The 19862-nt window shown below is 55.9% G+C and carries 17 protein-coding genes; 14 read left to right on the forward strand and 3 right to left on the reverse strand.

Features of this window, described 5'->3' with window-relative positions:
* The first annotated feature begins 7 nt into the window (after window positions 1–7).
* The 7 genes from JSS95_02535 to JSS95_02565 all read left to right on the forward strand — a co-directional run bounded on the left by JSS95_02535 (window position 8) and on the right by JSS95_02565 (window position 6979).
* Window positions 8–1288, forward strand: a complete 1281-nt coding sequence (locus JSS95_02535) for a CpaF family protein (GenBank protein MBS1798682.1) — start codon at window positions 8–10, stop codon at window positions 1286–1288.
* Between the two features lie 18 nt (window positions 1289–1306).
* The gene (locus JSS95_02540) at window positions 1307–2278 is read left to right on the forward strand and encodes a type II secretion system F family protein (protein ID MBS1798683.1); all 972 of its coding nucleotides are present in this window, start codon (window positions 1307–1309) and stop codon (window positions 2276–2278) included.
* Window positions 2279–2287: 9 nt separating this feature from the next.
* On the forward strand, window positions 2288–3193 hold the full coding sequence (locus JSS95_02545) for a type II secretion system F family protein (GenBank protein ID MBS1798684.1): 906 nt from the start codon (window positions 2288–2290) through the stop codon (window positions 3191–3193).
* A gap of 314 nt (window positions 3194–3507) precedes the next feature.
* Complete coding sequence (locus JSS95_02550) at window positions 3508–3951, forward strand: DUF192 domain-containing protein (GenBank protein ID MBS1798685.1); 444 nt, start codon at window positions 3508–3510, stop codon at window positions 3949–3951.
* A 2-nt stretch (window positions 3952–3953) separates the two neighbouring features.
* Window positions 3954–4934 (forward strand): pilus assembly protein, encoded by a 981-nt coding sequence (locus JSS95_02555; GenBank protein ID MBS1798686.1) that lies wholly within the window; start codon window positions 3954–3956, stop codon window positions 4932–4934.
* Window positions 4931–5413, forward strand: a complete 483-nt coding sequence (locus JSS95_02560; GenBank protein ID MBS1798687.1) for a pilus assembly protein — start codon at window positions 4931–4933, stop codon at window positions 5411–5413. Before JSS95_02555 ends, JSS95_02560 begins: the two co-directional genes overlap by 4 nt.
* 12 nt (window positions 5414–5425) lie before the next feature.
* Window positions 5426–6979, forward strand: coding sequence for a hypothetical protein (locus JSS95_02565; protein ID MBS1798688.1), 1554 nt, complete (start codon window positions 5426–5428; stop codon window positions 6977–6979).
* Window positions 6980–7625: 646 nt separating this feature from the next.
* Here JSS95_02565 and JSS95_02570 read toward each other — a convergent pair.
* Window positions 7626–9140: a hypothetical protein gene (locus tag JSS95_02570; GenBank protein ID MBS1798689.1), complete on the reverse strand. Its 1515-nt coding sequence runs from the start codon at window positions 9138–9140 to the stop codon at window positions 7626–7628.
* Window positions 9141–9442: 302 nt separating this feature from the next.
* On the opposite strand from JSS95_02570, the gene cpaB reads away from it, so the two are divergent.
* The 6 genes from cpaB (at window position 9443) to JSS95_02600 (ending at window position 14491) form a co-directional block, all read left to right on the forward strand.
* Window positions 9443–10294, forward strand: a complete 852-nt coding sequence (gene cpaB, locus JSS95_02575; protein MBS1798690.1) for a Flp pilus assembly protein CpaB — start codon at window positions 9443–9445, stop codon at window positions 10292–10294.
* Between the two features lie 34 nt (window positions 10295–10328).
* Window positions 10329–11858, forward strand: coding sequence for a pilus assembly protein N-terminal domain-containing protein (locus tag JSS95_02580; GenBank protein ID MBS1798691.1), 1530 nt, complete (start codon window positions 10329–10331; stop codon window positions 11856–11858).
* Between the two features lie 9 nt (window positions 11859–11867).
* On the forward strand, window positions 11868–12299 hold the full coding sequence (locus JSS95_02585; protein MBS1798692.1) for a DUF192 domain-containing protein: 432 nt from the start codon (window positions 11868–11870) through the stop codon (window positions 12297–12299).
* A gap of 223 nt (window positions 12300–12522) precedes the next feature.
* Entirely contained in the window at window positions 12523–12717 is a 195-nt protein-coding gene (locus JSS95_02590; GenBank protein MBS1798693.1) for a Flp family type IVb pilin, read from the forward strand.
* Window positions 12718–12838: 121 nt separating this feature from the next.
* Entirely contained in the window at window positions 12839–13894 is a 1056-nt protein-coding gene (locus JSS95_02595) for a glycosyltransferase family 2 protein (protein ID MBS1798694.1), read from the forward strand.
* A gap of 9 nt (window positions 13895–13903) precedes the next feature.
* A complete protein-coding gene (locus JSS95_02600) occupies window positions 13904–14491 on the forward strand; it encodes a methyltransferase domain-containing protein (protein MBS1798695.1) in 588 nt (195 codons plus the stop codon).
* Between the two features lie 434 nt (window positions 14492–14925).
* On the opposite strand, the gene JSS95_02605 is transcribed toward JSS95_02600, so the two are convergent.
* The gene (locus JSS95_02605) at window positions 14926–16596 is read right to left on the reverse strand and encodes an Ig-like domain-containing protein (protein ID MBS1798696.1); all 1671 of its coding nucleotides are present in this window, start codon (window positions 16594–16596) and stop codon (window positions 14926–14928) included.
* Window positions 16597–17246: 650 nt separating this feature from the next.
* Here JSS95_02605 and JSS95_02610 point away from each other — a divergent pair.
* Window positions 17247–18326 (forward strand): oxidoreductase, encoded by a 1080-nt coding sequence (locus JSS95_02610; protein ID MBS1798697.1) that lies wholly within the window; start codon window positions 17247–17249, stop codon window positions 18324–18326.
* A gap of 18 nt (window positions 18327–18344) precedes the next feature.
* On the opposite strand, the gene JSS95_02615 is transcribed toward JSS95_02610, so the two are convergent.
* The gene (locus JSS95_02615) at window positions 18345–19781 is read right to left on the reverse strand and encodes an ABC transporter substrate-binding protein (protein ID MBS1798698.1); all 1437 of its coding nucleotides are present in this window, start codon (window positions 19779–19781) and stop codon (window positions 18345–18347) included.
* Between the last annotated feature and the right edge of the window lie 81 nt (window positions 19782–19862).

The following is a 19862-nucleotide window of genomic DNA, read 5'->3' on the forward strand; positions in this document are numbered from 1 at the left end:
TGATTTTGTGGATCAACTGGATCTGGATAAATTCAAATCGGACATACATCGAACGCTGATCTCGAAGCTGGATCTCGAGAAGCTCTCGCGGATCAACACGTCCCAGGCCCGATCCGGTGTCGCCAGTATGGTCAATGAGATCATCCAGGCTTCAAGGGTTCCTCTGAGTCTCGCCGATCAATCGAGGATTGAGAATGATCTCCTCGATGAGGTCTTTGGCTTTGGCCCGCTGGAGCCGCTGCTGGCGGACAAAAGCATCTCTGACATTCTCGTCAACGGCAGGAATAGCGTCTTTATCGAGCGTCGCGGTGTCCTCAAGAAGGTAGACACGGCATTTCGTGACGACCGCCATCTGATGCAGATTATTGACCGCATCGTCTCTCGCGTTGGTCGTCGTGTCGATGAATCGTCGCCGATGGTTGATGCTCGTCTGCCCGATGGCTCGCGCGTTAACGCCATCATCCCTCCACTTGCGCTTGACGGTCCGGCTTTATCCATCCGCCGTTTCGGAACCGGCCCTTTAGGCTCCAACCAACTGGTTGAGCTCAAGAGTATCTCCCCGGAGATGATGGAGATGCTTGCTGCCGCTGTGCGAGCACGCATCAGCATTCTCATCTCAGGGGGAACAGGTGCCGGCAAGACCACCTTCCTGAATATCCTGTCGCAGTATGTCCCGAGGAACGAACGGATCGTTACGATCGAAGACGCTGCCGAACTGCAGCTTGCTCTCGAAAATCTCGTACGTCTGGAAACACGGCCGCCTAACGTCGAAGGGCAGGGAGCGATACGCCAGCGCCAACTGCTCATTAACAGCCTGCGCATGCGGCCGGACCGCATCATCATCGGTGAGGTGCGCGGCGAGGAAGCCTTCGACATGCTTCAGGCGATGAACACCGGCCACGAGGGATCCATGACCACAATTCACGCGAATACTCCGCGTGACGCTCTCACTCGCCTTGAATCGATGGTTGCAATGAGTAACCTCAATCTGCCGGAGAAGAGCGTGCGACAGCAAATCGCTTCGGCCATCGCCATTGTTGTCCAGGTCTCGCGTCTGAGCGATGGCACACGCAAGGTTGTCAGTATCACTGAGATCACTGGAATGGAAGAAAACATCATCAGTATGCAGGACATCTTCACGTTCCAGCGAAAGGGTGTCGGACCTGATGGTAAAGTCGTCGGCGTCTTCCAGCCGACACGAATAAGACCAAAATTTCTCGAACGGCTGAAGGTTTCCGGAATTATGCTCTCGCCTGCTTTGTTTGAACAAACACTTGAGGTCAGCTAGGAAAGGAGGTATGCGAACATGCTCATCATCATTGCGCTAGTGTTCTTGAGTGTCTTTGCTGTGTTCACCCTTCTCATGCTGGCTGGTGATTCCGGAGCCTCCAGGCAGGCCGAACAGGCGATGGCGAATCTTGATGCAGCGTTAGTCAGTCGAAGGAGTGGCACCCACGACGCGATTGTCGATATCCGTAAGACTGAGCTGCTTAGCGCTCTGCCTTGGCTCAATCGCTGGCTGACCCGCGGGAAGCTGGCTCCGCGCCTTCACACGCTGATTTATCAGTCTGGACTGAGATGGACTGCCGGAGCATTGGCATTGATGTCGCTCGCCTGCTTCGCCTTTCCCGCTTATCTGATTTATCTGCGGACAAGGGTGTTTCCGCTCGCATTGCTGATCGGCGTGCTCACTGCCATGGGTCCGCTGGCCTTCGTGCTGCACAAGCGCCGTTCACGTTTTTCCCAGATTGAGCGCGAGCTGCCGGAATCTCTTGACTTGATGGTGAGCGCTCTTCGTGCGGGGCACAGTCTCGTGACAGCTATCAGACTGGTCGCTTACGAATCTCCCGAACCCATCGCAGGTGAGTTTCGCATCTGCTTCGATGAACAAAATTATGGACTCGAGCTTAGAACTGCGCTCGACAATCTCGTCGATCGAGTGCCACTTCAGGACCTGAAGATTGTTTCTACGGCAATCCTGATCCAAAAAGAGAGTGGAGGCAATCTTGCCGAAGTGCTCGACAAAGCTTCCTATCTTATTCGCGAACGGTTCCGATTGAGGCAGCAGGTGCGCGTGCACACCGCGCAGGGCCGGCTTACGGGATGGATACTTTCTTTCCTTCCTCCGTTGCTTGGTCTTGCTCTGTACCTTATTAGCCCGGCCACAATGAGTCTGCTCTGGACCCGGGATATCGGTCAAAAACTGCTTCTAGCTTCTGCAATTATGACTATCGTCGGCGCTTTCATCATTCGGAAGATCGTCAACATGGATGTTTAAAGGTGAACTATGGGTTTTGCACTCATTACATTTGGCGTTGTCTTCCTCCTGATCGCTAGCGGCGGCCTCCTGTTGTTCTACCGGGAAGCCATGCTCCAGCGTCTCTCCGAGGTCACCTCGCGAGGAAAGGAGACACGCGATCTGCGAACGACGCTACGAATGACGGGTTCCTCGCTCGGCGGCATCGTTGGCCACCTGGAACGCGTTCTGCCCAAAAGCCAGTCTGAAGTCTCCATCATACAGAAGCGGCTCATTCGCGCAGGCTATCGCAACGACTCCGCAATTGATCTCTTTTATGGAGCCAAGGTTCTTACGCCTCTTGCGCTCACCTTTCTGGTCTTCTCCACTGGAATTGCACACGACAGCCCGTTCTTTATGGGAGTAGTGGCTCTGGGGCTAGGCTTCCTTATCCCCGACTTCTGGCTGGGCCATCGCATCTCCACCCGGCAAGGCAGGATTCGTCGCGGTCTCCCTGACGTCCTCGATCTGCTCGTTATCTGCATCGAAGCTGGCCTCAGCCTTGATCAGGCAACCTCTCGCACCGCAGAAGAACTTCGTTTCGCGCACCCGGAACTCGCCGACGAGCTTGGCATCGTCGTCCTTGAGCAGCATGCTGGCCGTGCCCGTACCGACGCCTGGAAGCAGTTCGCCGAACGTACCGATGTCGACAGCGTTCGCAACCTCGTTTCCGTGCTGGTGCAATCCGAGCAGCTCGGTACAAGTGTCGCCAAGACGCTGCGCGTTCATTCGGATACGCTTCGTGTACAGCGCAGGCAAAGAGTGGAAGAGGCCGCTGCGAAGACCACGGTCAAACTGGTCTTTCCGCTCGTCCTGTGTATCTTTCCTTCACTGTTTCTCGTAACCCTGGGTCCGGCGCTCATCATCATGTCGGAGTCGTTCAAAAAGTACCTCTAACTCAAAAGGAGATTCATCGTGGATAGCGTAACAATGATTCGGGTCGTTGCTGGTGTGCTCTTCGTTATTGTCCTGTTCTTTCTTATCTACCGTCGCCGCACCAGGGTTCGCTAGGTTTCGGCATCATCTCCGATGAGTGCCGGACAGGCGGCGGACCGTCTGTTCGGACACCTCGTCATCTCGCGACGGACAGCGCTCGTCCGTTGCCCAACAGGCCACCGCAGCGGGCCACACGTTTTGCGAAGATGTTCGATTCGTTCAGCAAAAAGGCCAGGCAGATTAGCATGCCACGGCCGGAGGGCTAAGTGACACAGATGAAAACTTATTGCGTCTACAATCTAACGCGCGAATGCTTTCTCAGCCTCAATGTAAAGGCTGCGGACACAATCTTTTCGCGCCTCAAAGGGCTGATTGGGAAATTCAGGCTCAGGTCAGACGAAGGCCTCTGGGTTGTCCCATCTCAGGGAGTTCACACATTCGGATTGCTTTTCCCTTTGGATTTGATCTATCTCGATGAAAACCACCACGTCATCCATCTCGTCGAATACCTTCCTTCCTTTCGCATAGGTCCGTTCAAGGCCCATGCGGAAAGCGTCCTCGAATTGCCGACGCACACCATCTACTCCTCGCACACGCAGGCTGGCGACCAGCTCGTCATCTGCCGGCCTGAGGAGATGGAGCAGCGGCTTAAGGTGAGTTCGATGTATGAGATGAGCGGATCGAGTGAACGCAATTCTTCTGGAGGAGGCAGAGGATAAAGATGTCAGCGTGGCTGGACAAATTGGTGTCAAGTGAACGGCGCAAAGCCGAGCGAAGCATACCCTACGAGCTCGTCGTTCACTATTGGAATGGTGATGTGCCTACAGGGCACAGCGCCCGCGATATCAGTTCGGCAGGAATCTTCCTTCTAACCGAAGACCGCTGGTATCCCGGCACTCTTGTCATGCTCTCGCTTCAGCGTGCCGGGGCATCGATGAATGATCCCGATCGAGCCATCATGGTCAAAGGTCAGGTCATCCGTTCAGATAAAGATGGTGTTGCTCTGGCGTTGCTCGCCACCACATCTGCTCCCATGGAGGTCCGCGACACCTTCTCGTCCGGTGTAGACGAAAAAACGATTTATCGCTTCATGAAGAAACTTAGCGCCGACGCCTATCAGGCGCAATTCGATTCGGGCGGCTCCATCTTCTCGGCAGCCCGCGATACGTTTCTGTCTCAGGCTGACAGAAAAGCCATCATGCGCTACTTCAAAAAACTCCGCTCCAATGGTGGCCAGGCACTTATGGAGTATGTTTTGATGCTACCGCTTCTGTTCATCCTCATCGTTAATCTGATCAACTTCGCCGGCTTCTTCTTCGCCTGGATTACTGTTTCCAATGCTGCACGCGCCGGCGCAGACTATATGGCGCTTGGCGGTGCATCCGCTGGTGCTCCCGGTACAGCGACCGCAACTCAAATCCAGAACGCCGTCACTGCCGATCTCGCCTCATTGCCCAACAACCCCAGCGCCGTCATCAATCTCTGCATAAACAACAGTGGTACCGTAACCGCAAAGCTGGGAACCTGCACCTCGGTCCCGTCTGACCCTGAGCCGTCGTCCTACAACCTCGTCAGCGTCGACGTCACCTACACCTACAAGCCGTTCATTCCTGCATCGTTCAAATTTGCCAAGCTCAATCTCTACGCCACCATGCCTCCAACCACGATCCATCGTCGAGCCGTCGTGAGGTCCATGTATTGACAGCCCTCATTCCAACTCGCTCTTTTGGATCGCGGCTGCGCCTCCGCCGCGACGAAGGCAGTGCTCTCGTTGAATTCAGCCTCATCAGCTTTATGTTCATCATGGTCCTGTTCGGCGTGGTTGAGTTGTCGAGAATGGTTATCGTCTACACCACCATCGCCAACGCATCGCGCGCCGGGGCGCGTTACGCCATCGTCCACGGCTACTACAGGACAGGCGCCGGCTCCACCGGCCCCAGTGGCCCGGGCAGCACCACACAGGTCGAAACCGTCGTCAAAAACTTCGCCGGCGCCGGTCTCCTCGATACCACCAGACTTACCATCACGGTCAGCTATCCCGGCTCCGGAACTCCACTTAACGGTCCGGGACAGCCGGTCACTGTAAAAGTTACCTATCCCTACGACGCCATCGTTCCGTTCTTCTCCGCTCTCTTCGGGCCCACCATGGGCAGCACCAGTGAAGGCGTCATTATGTTTTGAAGGAGTCTCTGTATGCGATGGAAAGACGACGACGGACAGGCAATCGTTCTCGTGGCTGTAGCAGCCAGCTTCTTCCTCATAGGAGCAATTGGACTTGGCATCGACGGTTCACACCTCTACGCCCAGCGTCAGATGGCTCAGGCTGCCGCTGATTCCGGCGCGATCGCCGGCATCATGAGTATCTTCGACGGAACCTACAGCACTGGAGGAACCGCGTTTCCTCTCACGACGTTTACCTGCGGCACGACCGATGCCCGCACTCCCTGCGCCTACGTCAGCAAAAATGGCTTTGGAACTTCCGCAAGCGATACAGTCACCATCGACTATCCCTCGACGGCACCCGGGGTCTCTCTCGCCTCCGGAGTTCCTGCTAATCTCCTCCGTGTCACTGTCTCCCGTCAGGTCAAAACGACCATCCTGCGCATGCTCGGGATAGTCGGCGGTGGTGCTTCGGTCTCCACCGTCAAGGCCACTGCGACTGCCGCGATCGTCTCCGTCGCTTCTCCCATTCCCATTCTTGTTACTCATCCGACTCTCTCCGGTGCCTTCTCCATGAGCGGCAACCCTGCCGTCACCATCTGCGGGGGGCCGCACCGCAGCGTCCAGGTCAACTCCACCAGTTCCACTGCCAGTACATCCAATGGAGCCAAGGCCACGATCAATCTTTCACATGCCGGGCCGCCCGATCCAGGCAACTGTACGACCGGTGCTGGCGCAGATTTTGGTGCCACTGGAGGCCCATCCTCCGAACCCTTCGGCACCTTCACCGTAGGTAACGGCTCCTATGTAACCAAAGCTTCGCCGATTAAGGACCCACTCGCTAGCGTCGCCGAGCCAGGTCCGCCAATTCCTACGGGCTGGCCTACGATTACCCCACCCACAACCAAGTATGTTGCCGGGGCAACCGTACCCGGAGGAGGTACCTGCCCCACATCGGCTGGCTCGGCAGGTTGTACTCTCTGGAAGCCCGGCGTGTACAACGGAGGCATCGCTATTAGCGGCACAACTGCGCTGATGCAGCCCGGGATCTACTACATCAATGGCCCAGCCACCAGTGGCTCTGCCAAAGGCGCCGCGCTTTACTGCCACAGCAACTGCAATATGCAGATGGCGACGGGGTTTACTGATACCACCACAGGTACAGGGTGGACTGGAAATGTCATGTTCTACAGCACAGGCAGTGGCAGTCCTGCCGCCGCCGGGGCCTTCAACCTCACCGCCAACGGAACGATCAATCTTGTCGGTGCTCCCACCACCTCCCCTTATAAGGGCATCCTTCTCTTTCAGGACCGTAACTCGCAGGGGAACAATACGCCATCAAAGAACCCGCACCAGATAGGCGGTGGAGGTGCGATGCAGCTTCAGGGAACGATTTACCTCAACAACACCACCATGACGTCCAGCCAATATCAGGAGCTCGATCTATCCGGCGGCTCCGGCAGCGGCACTACCATTCAAGGTGAGATCATCGTCGGTGTCCTCGCTCTCGGGGGAAATGGATCCATTACCATGAACCTCAACTCCACGCCGGCTTATACCGTCAATCAGATAGCCCTGGTCAATTGAGCCTTCCAGCGGAAGTCCTGTTTTGTTAGCCGGATGCCTGTAAAAAAGCTCAACAGGCTGCTGTCATCGAAGGAGCCGAGCAGCGCACCAAAGGCTTGAAGGAGCCGAACAGCGGATCGAAGGTTCGCGCTATACCAGCCTGGGCATCGCCCCACGGTATGTGAGTCAAGAGACCTGAAGGACTGAAAGCCCGTTCTATCTCTCCTCATAAGTAGGACAGGCCTTCACAGGTGCCCCAATCATGACGCGCAGCGGCATGATTGGGCTTCCACTGTCGTAGGTATGAGTTGAAGGCCAGCCGGAACGATAGAACTATCGCGCCAATGCAACCGGAGATATTTCCACAAGAAATTCTTGTCAAGCCCCGCTTCACCCAAGATCCAAACTAACCGGCACGAATCAAAGCAAATAAAAAATCTCACAAAACCGCCGATCAGTTCCCGCAAATCGATAAACTTAAATAAGACCCCAAAAACTCGTTTAGCGAAGCCATTACTCTAACCCCTCGATCGAAAGTGAGGGTTACCACTAACCCCTTTATTTTCTATATTTTGATACTTAACTCCTTTCGATGTAATACTTTGCAAAATAGGCCCAGCCCTAACCCTAATCTTTTGAATACTTTGCACGAAATAATACGGGGGGGTCACTGCTCCGCGGGAATAATCAGCAGCACCTCAACCATCGATAGCTTGGTGCCCTGCCTCGCAGGCCGGAACTTCCACTGCATCAGCGAATCCAGCAGGAACTTCGCCTGCGTGAAGCCCTGCGGAAAGACGAGGCCGAGCCGCTCGAACCGCCCGGCCAGATTCACGAAGCCATGAACGATCAGCGCATCGGCGGTATAGTCGTTCTCCGGCAGATGTGGCCGCAGAATATCGTACGGCCACGGCGCCTCTGGCTTTATCACTGTTCCGCCTGTCGCTGCCTCCTCGCTGGCTGGCACCGTGTACTGCATGATCCAGTTCTTGCCCGTTCCTACATGCAGATACACCGTATACACCAGCCGGCCATGCCAGACGTCCACAACCTCTGGATATTCGTCGGTAACCGATGAGCCAACCACGACGACGCCAAACTGCCCGTCTTTCGGCATGGTGAGATGCGTCACCGAACCCTCATAACCACTTCCCAACCCCTGCCCTGTCCCCCCGGCACGATCGGTCCGTGATCCTGTTCCCCATTGGCCACCCTGACCCGAGCCTGCTCCGGCAGTATCTCCTCCATCATTCCCAGCTTGACCTTTCGCGCCTGCGCCAGCCCCTACACCCTGATCTCCGGTTTTGCCCGACCCCAGCTTTGCCGCACCACCCGACCCCGAACCCGCCGAAGCGTCTGGCCGCGTAGGCGCAAGCATCTGCGATGTTCCTCCCTGAGCGCTCTGGTTCGCCAGTGGAATGACAACATCTCCTGTAGCCCGCAGCGAGGAGAGCGAGATCACACGCGCAGGCGTTGGCTCCGCTATCTCCGCAGACGATGTCGTCGGCACCTGCTTCGGGGCTTCCGGACCGCGCACAACCACCGGAGAGGTCGAGCCCGCGATAACAGGAACGGAGGAAGGGAAACGGGTCGAGGAGATGTTCACGTCGGCCAGCTTCGGTTCGCGGTTTGGCTTAATGACCGCCGGCCGCAAATCCGCAACCGTGATCTCCTGTGGTGGCGGTGCAACGATGGTCTTTGTCGGCAGATTGACCGGCGACCAGATTACCGCGACCGGAATTGGAATGGGCTGCAGGAGTTGGACATCAGGCGGAGCATCCGGCTGAATCAATGTCTGTGAGCGAACAGGAAGCTGTGCGAGCTGAGGTTGTGACGATGCTGGAGCCGAAGGTGCTCCGGCAGGGAGACGATCAGATGCGGAACCGGATGCCGATTCGGCAGAGGTTGCTGCCTCGAAGCGAGGTGCTCCAGCCGATGATGGGCTCGTGTATGCCTCTCTCGTCTCGATCTGTTTCTTCGGCATCTCTGGACGAGGAGCCTTTAAAAGACGTACGGTATAGCGCTCCTGCTCCAACCGGTCGTTCATCTGAGGGACGTGCCGAAGGCCCAGGAAGAGCAGGAAAAATCCCATCACGTGCACGACAAAAGAGACGGCTAGCGCAGACGGAGCGGTATGACGGGGTGGCTCTTCAGAGAAGAGGGTCGTGATGGAAGGTTTCATGGCAAACATGAACTCCCGCCCGGTGATAGCGTTGGCCGGTCTGGAAGGGAAGATGTGCAATCCGAAGGCCAACCGAAGTGCCTGTAAACGAAGCAAATGCAGCGGGAGGAGATGGGATGTGTCAACAGGGCTATACATCCCGGGACGGTGGTAAACATCGGGTCACACTTTGAGCAAGGGAGATCGCTTCAAACTGCTGATTCATGAGGAAGAGCCCCTCATTGGGTTTTGGCACAAGAATTGCCAATGATCACACTGAAGGCAGAGTTGCTCCCTTTGAAGCAACTCCGACAGGTCCGTCAATGAATAAAAGGCTGGTGGTCATTCTTCTCAGTGCGTTTGTGATCGCTGCTGCGTGCAGCTACATGGTCTACCGCGTCTTGGCCAAACGCATCGTGGGCTCGCGGCCGAGCACGACACAGGTTGTGGTTGCCGCCAATGATATTAAGATCGGCAGCATCCTTAAAGAAGAGGACCTGAGGCTTTCCGACGTAAATGGAGAACCTTCGAAGGGTGTGTTAAGGACCACGAAGGAAGCTGTCGGCCGTGGTGTCATCTCGAATATCTATAAGAACGAGCCAATCCTCGACAACCGTCTGGCGGCAGTCGGTTCCGGTGGCGGCCTCGCTGCGACGATTAGCCCAGGTATGAGGGCCTGTGCGGTTAAGGTGGACGACGTCGTCGGCCTGGCTGGCTTCGTCACACCGGGACAACGCGTCGACGTACTGATTACGGGCAACCCTCCAGGAAGCAATGCTGCTGCCGAAGGTCCAAAGGTCCGTACGCTGCTGCAGAATATCCAGGTGCTGTCGGCGGGTACAGACATTCAGAAGGACGAAGAGGGCAAGCCGAAGTCAGTGCAGGTCGTCAACCTGCTGGTGACGCCGGAGCAGGCGGAAAACCTGAGTCTGGCCAGCAATCAAACACACATTCAGCTCGTATTGAGAAATCCACTCGACACGCAGATCGCCCAGCCACCTGGCACGGCGGTGGCGAACCTCTTCACCGGAGAAAAGACAGCGCCTCCTGCCCCGAAGCCCGCCCGTGCGGCCTCTCGCGCACTTCCGCTGCGATCGGACCGGGTGTATTTGGTTCAGGTCTTCAATGGATCGAAGCGGACGGATGAAAAATTTGTTTCGAGCGAGGACAAATAAAGTGCGAGTGCAAACGGGGATCTCGTTGAGTTCAATGTGTGTGTTGTGCTGTTCTGCCTTTATTGCGTCTCCACTTCAGGCCCAGACACCAAGCGCCTCTCCCCAGGCATTGGTACAAGATGCAGCCAACGATCTAGTGGTAGCTGTGGGCAAGTCTGTACTGGTTGACTCAGCACGTCCGGTGGAGCGAGTGGCGATTGGTTCTTCCGATGTTGCCGAGGCGACTGCCGTCAGTCGAGCTGAGGTGATGATCAACGGCAAGGCTCCGGGAGAGACCACTCTTATTGTGTGGCAGGAAGGAGGTAGCCGGCAGTTTTTCAACGTGAAGGTTCATGCCAACAACTCTGTCGCGGCAGACCATCTCGATGCCCTGCGCCGTGAGCTACGGGCAGAGTTGCCTGGACAACCGTTACGAGTCTCTGCCGAAGGAGGGAATGTCTTCCTGCGCGGTACCGTGAAGGATCTCGAAAGCTCCGACCGCGCCATACAGATAGCGTCAACTGCCGGGAAGGTCGTCAATCTGCTTTATGTCAATGTTCCACCGCCCGAGCCCCAGATTCTGTTGAAGGTTCGTTTTGCAAGCATCGATCGCACACGCGGCAAGTCGCTGGGTTTGAATGTCTTCAGCACGGGAGCGGGAAATACGATCGGATCGGTGACTACCCAGCAGTTCTCTCCTCCTGGGCTAACCACATCGTCGTCGTCAACAACGAGCGATGGAAACACCTCCGCCACGTCTGTCTTCAATGTCACGAGCCTGTTGAACATATTTCTGTTTCGGCCCGATATCAATCTTGGAGCGACCATCCAGGCGCTGCAGACGAACGGTGTACTTCAGGTTCTTGCGGAACCAAATCTGCTGACCGCAAATGGGAAACAGGGCAGTTTCCTTGCTGGAGGACAGTACCCCTACCCCGTCGTCCAGGGCGTTACCGGAGGTGGGACCGGTGCTGTCACTATTCAGTTCAAGGAGTATGGCGTTCGCCTGAACTTTATTCCAACGATTACGCCTCGGGGGACGATTCGCCTGCAGGTAGCGCCGGAGGTCAGCGCGCTTGATCCCTCCAACGGAGTAACCATCTCCGGGTTTAATATTCCCGCACTGACAACGCGAAAGGTTAATACTGAGGTTGAACTGAGCCAAGGACAGAGTTTTGTCATCGGCGGTCTGCTCGACAACCGCGAGACGAAGAACCTCTCGAAGATGCCGTACATTGGCGATGTTCCTATTCTGGGCAAGTTCTTTCAGTCCATGAATGTCAACCGCACAAACACAGAACTGATCGTTCTGGTCACGCCGGAGATCGTGAACCCGATACCCGCCGGCGCCGCAACACCAGAACTGAAGTTCCCGGAGAAATTCCTTGAGCCCAACACGGCTGCACCGATGAGCAACCCTGTCAATGCAACTCCGGCGGCGCAGAGTGCAGCACCGCAGACCATTGCAGTTGAGAAGCTGGTGCGCAGCATGCAGCCGGAGACACCGTTAGTTATCGACAACTCATATGGTTCCTCGGGTATGGCAGGCAGTTCTGGAATGGGCGCTTCTGTTGCGGCGCATTAGTGACTAAGCATGAAGGCGGCTACCCGTTGGTTTGCGGCACTCCTTTCCATGCATCGCGGCGGCAAGGCGCGCGCGCAATGCAGCATCGTCAATCGGACTCGGCAGACGGAGCTGGCACGATTTGTCGATGTTGCCGGCGATGCGGCGAGTCGCCGCAAAGGATTGCTCGGGCGCGCAACTCTAGGCGAGGGAGAAGGTCTCTGGATCGTTCCATGTGAGGCGGTACACACCTTTGGCATGCAATTTCCCATAGATATTGTCTATGTGGACCGTCACAAGCGTGTAAGGAAGGTTCGACACTCTGTGCCTGCGCGAAGGTTCTCGGCCTGCCTTTCTGCGTACTCCGTGATTGAACTGACGGCGGGCTCTGTGCGCAGAACAGGAACAAAGGACGGCGATCAGCTGGAATTTACCTGTCATTCTCTTGAAGGGGAGCTATAGCATGCAGTTGAATTCGATCGGTTGTATACGTATCGCAGCATCCCGCTAGGCTTTGTATACACCAGTTCACATCTAAGACCCGGTTATTTGCCGCAGCAAAGATAAGGGTGTCTTTTTCAATCAGTTATATCTGCTACGAAAGTGGCACACCATTTGCTTTGAAATAGTCAACCCAGTCAGAGACTGGAACTTTATGTGAACAAACACCCAGAGGGGGGATTGTATGAAGAACAAGTTGTGGATGCTTTCGCTCAAGGTTCAAGATGTCCTGAAGAATGAAGAGGGTCAGGACCTTATCGAGTACGCGCTGGTTGTTGCTCTGGTTGCCCTGGCTGCCACCGCAGGTATGAATACTCTGGCAACCGGTATCAACACCGCCTTTACGAATATCGCTACCAAGCTGGGTCAATACACCTAGTCGTCGTTGTAGGGCCAAGTCGAAACCAAGAACCTATCCCGGTGTCAGGAGGATGCGTATGTCGATGCTATCGGTATACCCATCCTCCTAAACAACTCAATAGTCTGGCCGTGACGAACCTATGTTTCTTTCCGTTGTCATTCCGGTCTTCAATGAATCGGCAGCCCTGCCGCTTCTGTTTCCGCGTCTTCGCGACTCGTTGCGCGACTTCAGATGGGAGGTCATCTTTGTCGATGATGGAAGCCGGGATGAGACCCCCGAAATACTTGCATGTGCGGCATTATGCGATCCATGTATCAAGGTCCTTCGGTTGACGAGGAACTTCGGCCATCAGGCGGCAGTTACTGCCGGGCTTGACTTTGCCGAAGGAGATGCGGTCATCGTCATGGATGCAGATCTTCAAGACCCGCCTGAGCTGTTGCCGCGTATGGTTGCTCTTTACGAGCAGGGATATGACGTAGTCTCTCCGCAGAGAGTCTCGCGTCAGGCTGAGACAATGTTCAAGCGTTGGACTGCCACATTGTTCTATCGTTCGTTGTCGCTTTTCTCGAAGCAGCAACTAACGAATGACGTAGGAGACTTTCGGCTCTTCAGCCGCCGCGCTGTGAAGGCGATCCGCTCGCTTCGTGAGCAGCACCGGTATATGCGCGGCATGGTGGCGTGGCTTGGCATGAAAGAAGTTCTGCTGCCGTTTGAACGCCACGCCCGCGCGGCAGGAGAGACAAAATATCCGCTCCTCAAGATGCTGCGTTTTGCCTGCACGGCGATCTCATCGTTCTCAGCCTTGCCTCTGCGTATCAGCATTGCAGCGGGGTGCCTTCTTAGCTGCGGTGGGTTTCTCTACCTGTTCTATGTCATCTACCTGGCACTCTTCACGTCAGCACTTATCCCAGGCTGGGCCTCTGTCGTAGGGTTGGAGTGCATATTCTCAGGCATGATCCTGCTTGCGCTTGGCGGCATAGGAGACTACCTGGCCAGAACCTATGAAGAAGCGAAACAGCGGCCCTTGTATGTGGTTACGAGCACTTGCAATATCTCCGCATCGCAACGTGTTCCGGAACGAGCTATCGTCCTCGAAGGCGTCGAAGCTGTTGAAATGCCGGGTGGACTCACGGGGCCTCGTCTGGTTGAGGGCATTCCCGCTTCGTATGAACCGCTCGCTCGAGTGCGGGGGTGACGGTTTCCCATGAGCCTGCCTGCCGCTGCGATCAACCGCGAGCCGTCAAATGCAAGAGATAAGCCTGAGTTCGATCGCTATGCCTCAGACTATGACGAGTTGTTGACTGATCCAGCAAGAGATTATTTTGCAAAGGACCCACTCCACTTTCACAAAAGAAAATGGGATCTTATGCAGCGTCTCCTGAAGCGGGCTGGCGTAGATGCAGCCTCGTTGCGATGGCTTGACGTTGGATGTGGACGTGGTGAATTGCTTGGACTCGCTGGTGGCCACTTTGCCGAGGCGATGGGATGCGATCCTTCTCCGGCAATGCTCTCAGCTTGTGCAAACTTCAAGAATCGAGAATTCAAAGAAACTCTGCAAGTTTTACAAAGGCATCGAGTAAAGTACGTTGTTTGGAATACGCACTTCCAAGATGCGGCCGTCAGCCGTCTTTTTCCGTCAGCAGTACAGACCGATCCAGCTTCACAGGTGATTGAGCCCTATCTGGAGACCCACTACAGACAAATCTGGGCTGATGAAAATAACCGCTTGATGGAGTTAAAAAGCGATGACACCGCAGTCGAGAGAACATCCGGTTCCGACGACTCAAAGTGATCTCGGCTTTCGACTGCGCCGAACAAAATAAAGAAACCTTCGCAGCCGTTGCTATACGTGAAGCAATAGCCTTTATCGCGCATCCGGGAGGGCTCGTTCCCGATATTTTCGCTCTCGTCATCGGCTTGCCACAGCCGCTTGTAGCGGGAGCGGGAGTCCATGATCATCAAGGCGCAGATTCCGATTGTGCCCGTGATGCTGGCAGGGACATACGAGCTGCTGCCGATCCAAACCTACCTGGACTCGCGGCGGCTTGAGGTGATCGTCGGCAACCCATCGCGACGGCAGGGATGACAACTCGGGACGTAGATGCTCTTACGCAGAGCGTCCGCGGGATCATGCTGCAACGTATATGCAGTGGCATCCATCGAACCGGCTGAAGCCGGGGCCGGTTGAGCAGCGGAAACGGCGCTGACTTGGCGTGAGGTTACCGCTTAGTTGAAGATAGCTCCCACGGTGACGTTCGTATTGGTGTCTGTCAAATGGACTGTGCATGTGTTGGGCCCGACCGGGTCTGGTACGACAGGATTGGCGGTACAGTTGTAGGACCATCCACCGAACGTGACTCCTTTCGGGTGGGTCTCAGTTAAGACAACAGTGGTGCCTACGTTCGCAGGCGACAGGATCGGATAAGTCGCCACGCAGACAGAGCCGCCTGATGTTGAACCGGGGCCGCAATGGATCACGCCTGGAGTACCTGAAGCGGCCGGAGCCGTCACCACCCAATTTCCAGTGCTCGAACCTAAGTTGTAGACAGTCAAAGTCGATAAGAGAGCAGGTGTCTGCGAACCGGGAAAGCACGATCCCGGAGTCGTAGGAGGATTCGGCAGAACCAAGGGACAATTGAAGGTTGCTGTAGCAGTTTGTATCGTACCGTCTGGGTTTTTGGCTTTAGCAATAATGGCGGCGCTGCCGTTCCCATAAGCAGTGACAATCCCGGCCGTCGCTCCCTGATTGCCCGCTAAGTTGGTGTTAACCGGAAAGACGCTGGGAAAGGAAGATATCCAGGTCACACTAGGATCATTCGTCAGGTCTCTCACATAAGGTGGGACTGAGAACGTTCCAATCGCAAGAAACTGCCCCGTGTCCTGAAGATCACCCACGGAAAGCACGCTTGGGATAATCGTGAGCGAGAGCAAAGGCTCCGGTGCCTGTGTCGTCGAAACCGCGACGTTTGCAGTATTCGAGATCACGCTGCCATCGCTGTTCGTCAGCACCGCGGTGATCGTCGTGTTACCTGCGCTCACACCCGTTACCAGACCTGTTGGACTCACGGTAGCAACAGATGGAATGCTGGAGCTCCATTTGAGCTGCGTCGAGCCCGTGACATCCTGCTGCAGACCGGTGGTGCCTGACGTTCCAAGCGCGACGAATTGGCCGGTCTGCCCGGATGCCGACAGAGCCTGTGTGTTTGGTGTGATGGTCAGTGACGTAAATTGCTGGCTTGTCCCGCCCGTTACGGTAAATGTTGCTGTCCCCGTCACTACGGATCCACCTGTGGGATTAGTGTAGAGAGCCGTAATGGTGTCCGCTCCCTTGTTCACCGCTGTGGCAAGTCCGGTCGTTGTACCGATGGTCGCAATCTGTGGGCTGCTGGAACTCCAAATGACCTGGTTGGTCAGATTTACGGTTCCGCCGGAAGCAGTTGTTCCTATGGCAATAAACTGGCTGGTCTGCGTTGGCAATGAAACTACTTGAGAACCAGGAATGATTGTGATCGAAGCAATGTTTCCCCCAGCTGACCCTCCACCTGACCCTGTAACCGTGATGACTGTGCTCGAACTGACGGGGCCATTGAAAGCCGTTGCATTGGCCGTGACCGTCGTTGTGCCGGCGCTCACAGCTGTTACCAATCCAGAGGCATTTACCGTTGCCACAGCAGAAGCGCTCGACGTCCATGTCAATCCCGCTGTCACACTTTGTGTCGTAGTGTGTTTCGCATTTCCATAGGTGCCCATGACGCTAAGTTGAGCAGTCTGACCAACCGCCAGCGACTGGCTTGATGGTGAAACCTGAATGGAGTCCAGTCCTGAGGTGCTGCAACCGATCAGTGTGGAGGCAAGGCAGAGGGGCAAGAATACTCGAGCAAGGTGGCGAGCGAACATGAAGTCTCTCCTGGCAACATCGGCAGGAACGAAGGTTCGCCGTCGGGCGGTCTGATCATAGGGACAGGCCGATCCCCTGAACTCCGGACGCAGTTCAATCCTTCATGCCGATGTTTCGCAGTACATGACTTTGCAAGCGGACAGCCATTTCTCCAATCGAATGTATCTATTCTGAAATCAGCAGCTTATTCGCAAATAGCCGTTGTGCGGTGTCATCGTGCGTATACAGCGGCAGGTCGGAAAAGATACTCGGAGTACACAGCAAGAAAAAATAGATCGACATTGCAGGGTAGATTCAAGCTTTCTATTCTGCCGCTCCATTTACAGCGTTCATATCGTGGCGGCTGTTCGTATTAGCCCGGGGCCAAAGCTATTTCTCATGCGCTAAGGAGATCTGTAATTTATGCCTAATTTCTGGGGGTATTAATTGGGGTATTCTCTCGATGCGGTACCTATACATTGTATTTTCAACGAAAATGCATCCCTGGGAGGCGACCAATACAGCCCGTGCAATAGGGGATCATCAACGAGCATCACTTTTGGTGGCTTCGCCGGTATCTTTTTGTACGTCGTCCCGCAGAAGAAAGAGTTGTTTGACCGATAGACTTACTCTGAGCCAGCGAGGTTTCACTAAATTCTATGGGTAAGGAATGAACGTTACTGAATCGGAGCAGAAGAGAGTTGTCCGTGTTGGACTGATCGGTTATGGCTATGTAGGACGCACATTCCATGCGCCACTTATCCAGGCTGTACCTGGCATGGCACTCAGCGTTATTGGATCGAGTCAGGGTGAGGCGTTGCGAGCGGTCTTTCCGGACAGCAGAATCTGCAAGCCAGACGACGTCCCGACGAGCAAGGACGTAGACCTGGTGGTCATTGCCAGCCCGAACGAGAGTCATTACCAACTGGCGCTGGCTGCCTTACGCGCTGGAAAAGATGTTGTTGTCGACAAGCCGTTTACCGTGACTCTCGAAGAGGCACGGTCTTTGAGGAAGGTTGCTCAGGAAGAAAAGCGGCTTCTCTCCGTCTTTCACAATCGCCGGTGGGAGAGCGAGATTCTTGCGGCGAGAGACGTTTTGCAGTCGGGTGCGCTGGGCGAGGTGACACACTTTGAGTGTCACATGGACAGGTTTCGTCCAAACGTTCGCAGGCGATGGAGAGAAGACCCTGGACCTGGTGCGGGACTGTGGTTCGATCTTGGACCGCACCTGATTGATCTTTCGCTGTATCTCTTTGGCATGCCGCACTCGGTAAGCGGAAGCTTTGCCATTCTGCGCGAGGGTGGCAGGACGGACGACTGGGCGCATGTCCAGCTCTTCTACGATCGAATGCGCGTCGTGCTGCATGCGTCGCTGCTGGTCTCAGGCGGAGGGCCGCGCTCGGTTCTGCATGGCACGAAGGCGAGCTGGGCGAAGTGGGGGGGAGATGTGCAGGAAGACCAGCTCAAGGTGGGGATGTCACCGAACAATCCGAACTTTGGTTTCGATCCGTCACCCAGCTTTCTGTTCAGTGGAGAGACCGGCGCGAAGACGGAGATGGCTTCGCCGCGCGCGAACCAGCTTGGCTACTATATCGCGATACGCGACGCCATATTGAACGGCGAGCCGTTGCCGGTGACGGCGCGGGATGCAGTAGCAACCATGGCGATTCTTGAGGCATCGTTCCAGTCAGGTGCCGAAGGGAAGGTGTTGCCCATACCGCTCACGGAAGAAGAGCTGGCTGAATGGTAGCTGGCGCAGCGTAATGCACTATCTCACCGTGACCTGGCGCAGATAGTCGAAGGTGCCCGATGCCTCCGGTTTGACGCCGTCGATTCGCCGCGAGTGGACCACCTCGTTGTTGGGATACCAGAGAGGAATTCCGGGCAGGTCGATGGCGAGAATCTTCTGTACTTCGACATAGTCTTCGCGGCGTTTCGCCTGGTCGGTTTCTGAGGCTGCGGCCGTTAGCAGCGCGTCGACGCGCGGGTTGGAGTAGCGTCCGCGATTGGCGCCCTTGGGCGGAAAAGAGCCGGTGCCATAGGTATATCGAAAGATGTCAGGGTCTTCGTTGGACCCGATCCAGCGCAGTGCGTACATCTGGAATGCGCCGTGTGTGACATCGGCGTAAAAGGTACCGAATTCGGTGGAACGGATATCGAGTCGTATGCCGGCGGCGCGAAGTTGCTGCTGGAGCACGGCGGCCATCAAACGCGTGGACTCATCGGTCGAGGTCTTCAACGTCAACCGCAATCTAATGCCGTCTGTTCCGGGATGAAAGCCTGCTTCATCGAGCAGCCGCTCGGCGCGCGCGACGTCATGCGGATATTGCGCCATCTCGGTATCACTCGCTGCGGCCCAATGTCCTTGCGGCAGAAGCGTATTCGCAAGCACGGCCTGTCCTCGCCAGATTGCATCGACAATCGCCCGTCTATCCATAGCGCAGGCTATCGCCTGTCGAACGCGACGGTCACGCAACACAGGGTCGTTTACGTTGAAGTTGGAGTAGATGACGACCGAGCTGGGGCCGGATTCGACCTTTACGTTGGGAGCCTGCTCAAGCGTATGGATCATGTCGAGCGTAAGGACGTTGCTGGCGAGATCGGCTGATCCCTTGCGAAGTTCGAGCGCACTGGTGATGGTGTCGGGAACGACGGTGAAGCGGACGCCATTGATCTTTGGCGGGCCGGCCCAATAATGGTCGTTGCGGGCAACGATGACCTCTTTGTCCTGTACGGCGCTTATGAAGCGGAACGGCCCGGTGCCGATGGGATGCAGGCCAAAGTCCTTCCCTGCGCCGCGCGGAACAATCCCAAACAGACCATCGCTCATGTTGAAGAGCAGGCCGGCGTCGGGGTGCTTCAGGTGGATGACGAGAGTGAGCCGGCCGCGAACATCGATGCGATCGACAGAGGCGAAGGCGCCTCCTTTGGCCGTAATCAGCGTACCGTCGATCATGCTGCGAATCGTCCATGCAACGTCTTCTGCTTCAAGCGGACGGCCGTCGTGGAACTGCACTCCGTCGCGGAGATGAATGACGAGTGTAAGCGGGTCGGGCTGCTCCCAGCCTGTTGCGAGCCAGGGCCTGAGGTTGTAGTGCTCGTCTTTCTTTACCAGAGCGTCGAAGATTACGCCGCCGACGCGTTCGGACTGCGCATCCGTGCCCTGGCGCAGGTCGAGGTTGTTGGGGCTGCTCTCGATGATCATGACGACCGTGTTTGGGTCGGCTTTTTTACTTCGGCAGCCGGCGAGCAGGGAGGCGCAGGAGACTACGGCGCACAGGGCGCT

The organism is Acidobacteriota bacterium, assembly GCA_018268895.1.
In the GTDB taxonomy this organism is placed as follows: domain Bacteria; phylum Acidobacteriota; class Terriglobia; order Terriglobales; family Acidobacteriaceae; genus Edaphobacter.

Bases quoted from the DNA above. Each gene is read 5' to 3' on its own strand.
- JSS95_02540 (MBS1798683.1), top strand. From the start codon at position 1,307: ATGCTCATCATCATTGCGCTAGTGTTCTTGAGTGTCTTTGCTGTGTTC.
- JSS95_02545 (MBS1798684.1), top strand. From the start codon at position 2,288: ATGGGTTTTGCACTCATTACATTTGGCGTTGTCTTCCTCCTGATCGCT.
- JSS95_02550 (MBS1798685.1), top strand. From the start codon at position 3,508: ATGAAAACTTATTGCGTCTACAATCTAACGCGCGAATGCTTTCTCAGC.
- JSS95_02555 (MBS1798686.1), top strand. From the start codon at position 3,954: ATGTCAGCGTGGCTGGACAAATTGGTGTCAAGTGAACGGCGCAAAGCC.
- JSS95_02565 (MBS1798688.1), top strand. From the start codon at position 5,426: ATGCGATGGAAAGACGACGACGGACAGGCAATCGTTCTCGTGGCTGTA.
- JSS95_02570 (MBS1798689.1), bottom strand. From the start codon at position 9,140: ATGAAACCTTCCATCACGACCCTCTTCTCTGAAGAGCCACCCCGTCAT.
- cpaB (MBS1798690.1), top strand. From the start codon at position 9,443: ATGAATAAAAGGCTGGTGGTCATTCTTCTCAGTGCGTTTGTGATCGCT.
- JSS95_02580 (MBS1798691.1), top strand. From the start codon at position 10,329: ATGTGTGTGTTGTGCTGTTCTGCCTTTATTGCGTCTCCACTTCAGGCC.
- JSS95_02585 (MBS1798692.1), top strand. From the start codon at position 11,868: ATGAAGGCGGCTACCCGTTGGTTTGCGGCACTCCTTTCCATGCATCGC.
- JSS95_02590 (MBS1798693.1), top strand. From the start codon at position 12,523: ATGAAGAACAAGTTGTGGATGCTTTCGCTCAAGGTTCAAGATGTCCTG.
- JSS95_02595 (MBS1798694.1), top strand. From the start codon at position 12,839: ATGTTTCTTTCCGTTGTCATTCCGGTCTTCAATGAATCGGCAGCCCTG.
- JSS95_02600 (MBS1798695.1), top strand. From the start codon at position 13,904: ATGAGCCTGCCTGCCGCTGCGATCAACCGCGAGCCGTCAAATGCAAGA.
- JSS95_02605 (MBS1798696.1), bottom strand. From the start codon at position 16,596: ATGTTCGCTCGCCACCTTGCTCGAGTATTCTTGCCCCTCTGCCTTGCC.
- JSS95_02610 (MBS1798697.1), top strand. From the start codon at position 17,247: ATGAACGTTACTGAATCGGAGCAGAAGAGAGTTGTCCGTGTTGGACTG.
- JSS95_02615 (MBS1798698.1), bottom strand. From the start codon at position 19,781: ATGATCATCGAGAGCAGCCCCAACAACCTCGACCTGCGCCAGGGCACG.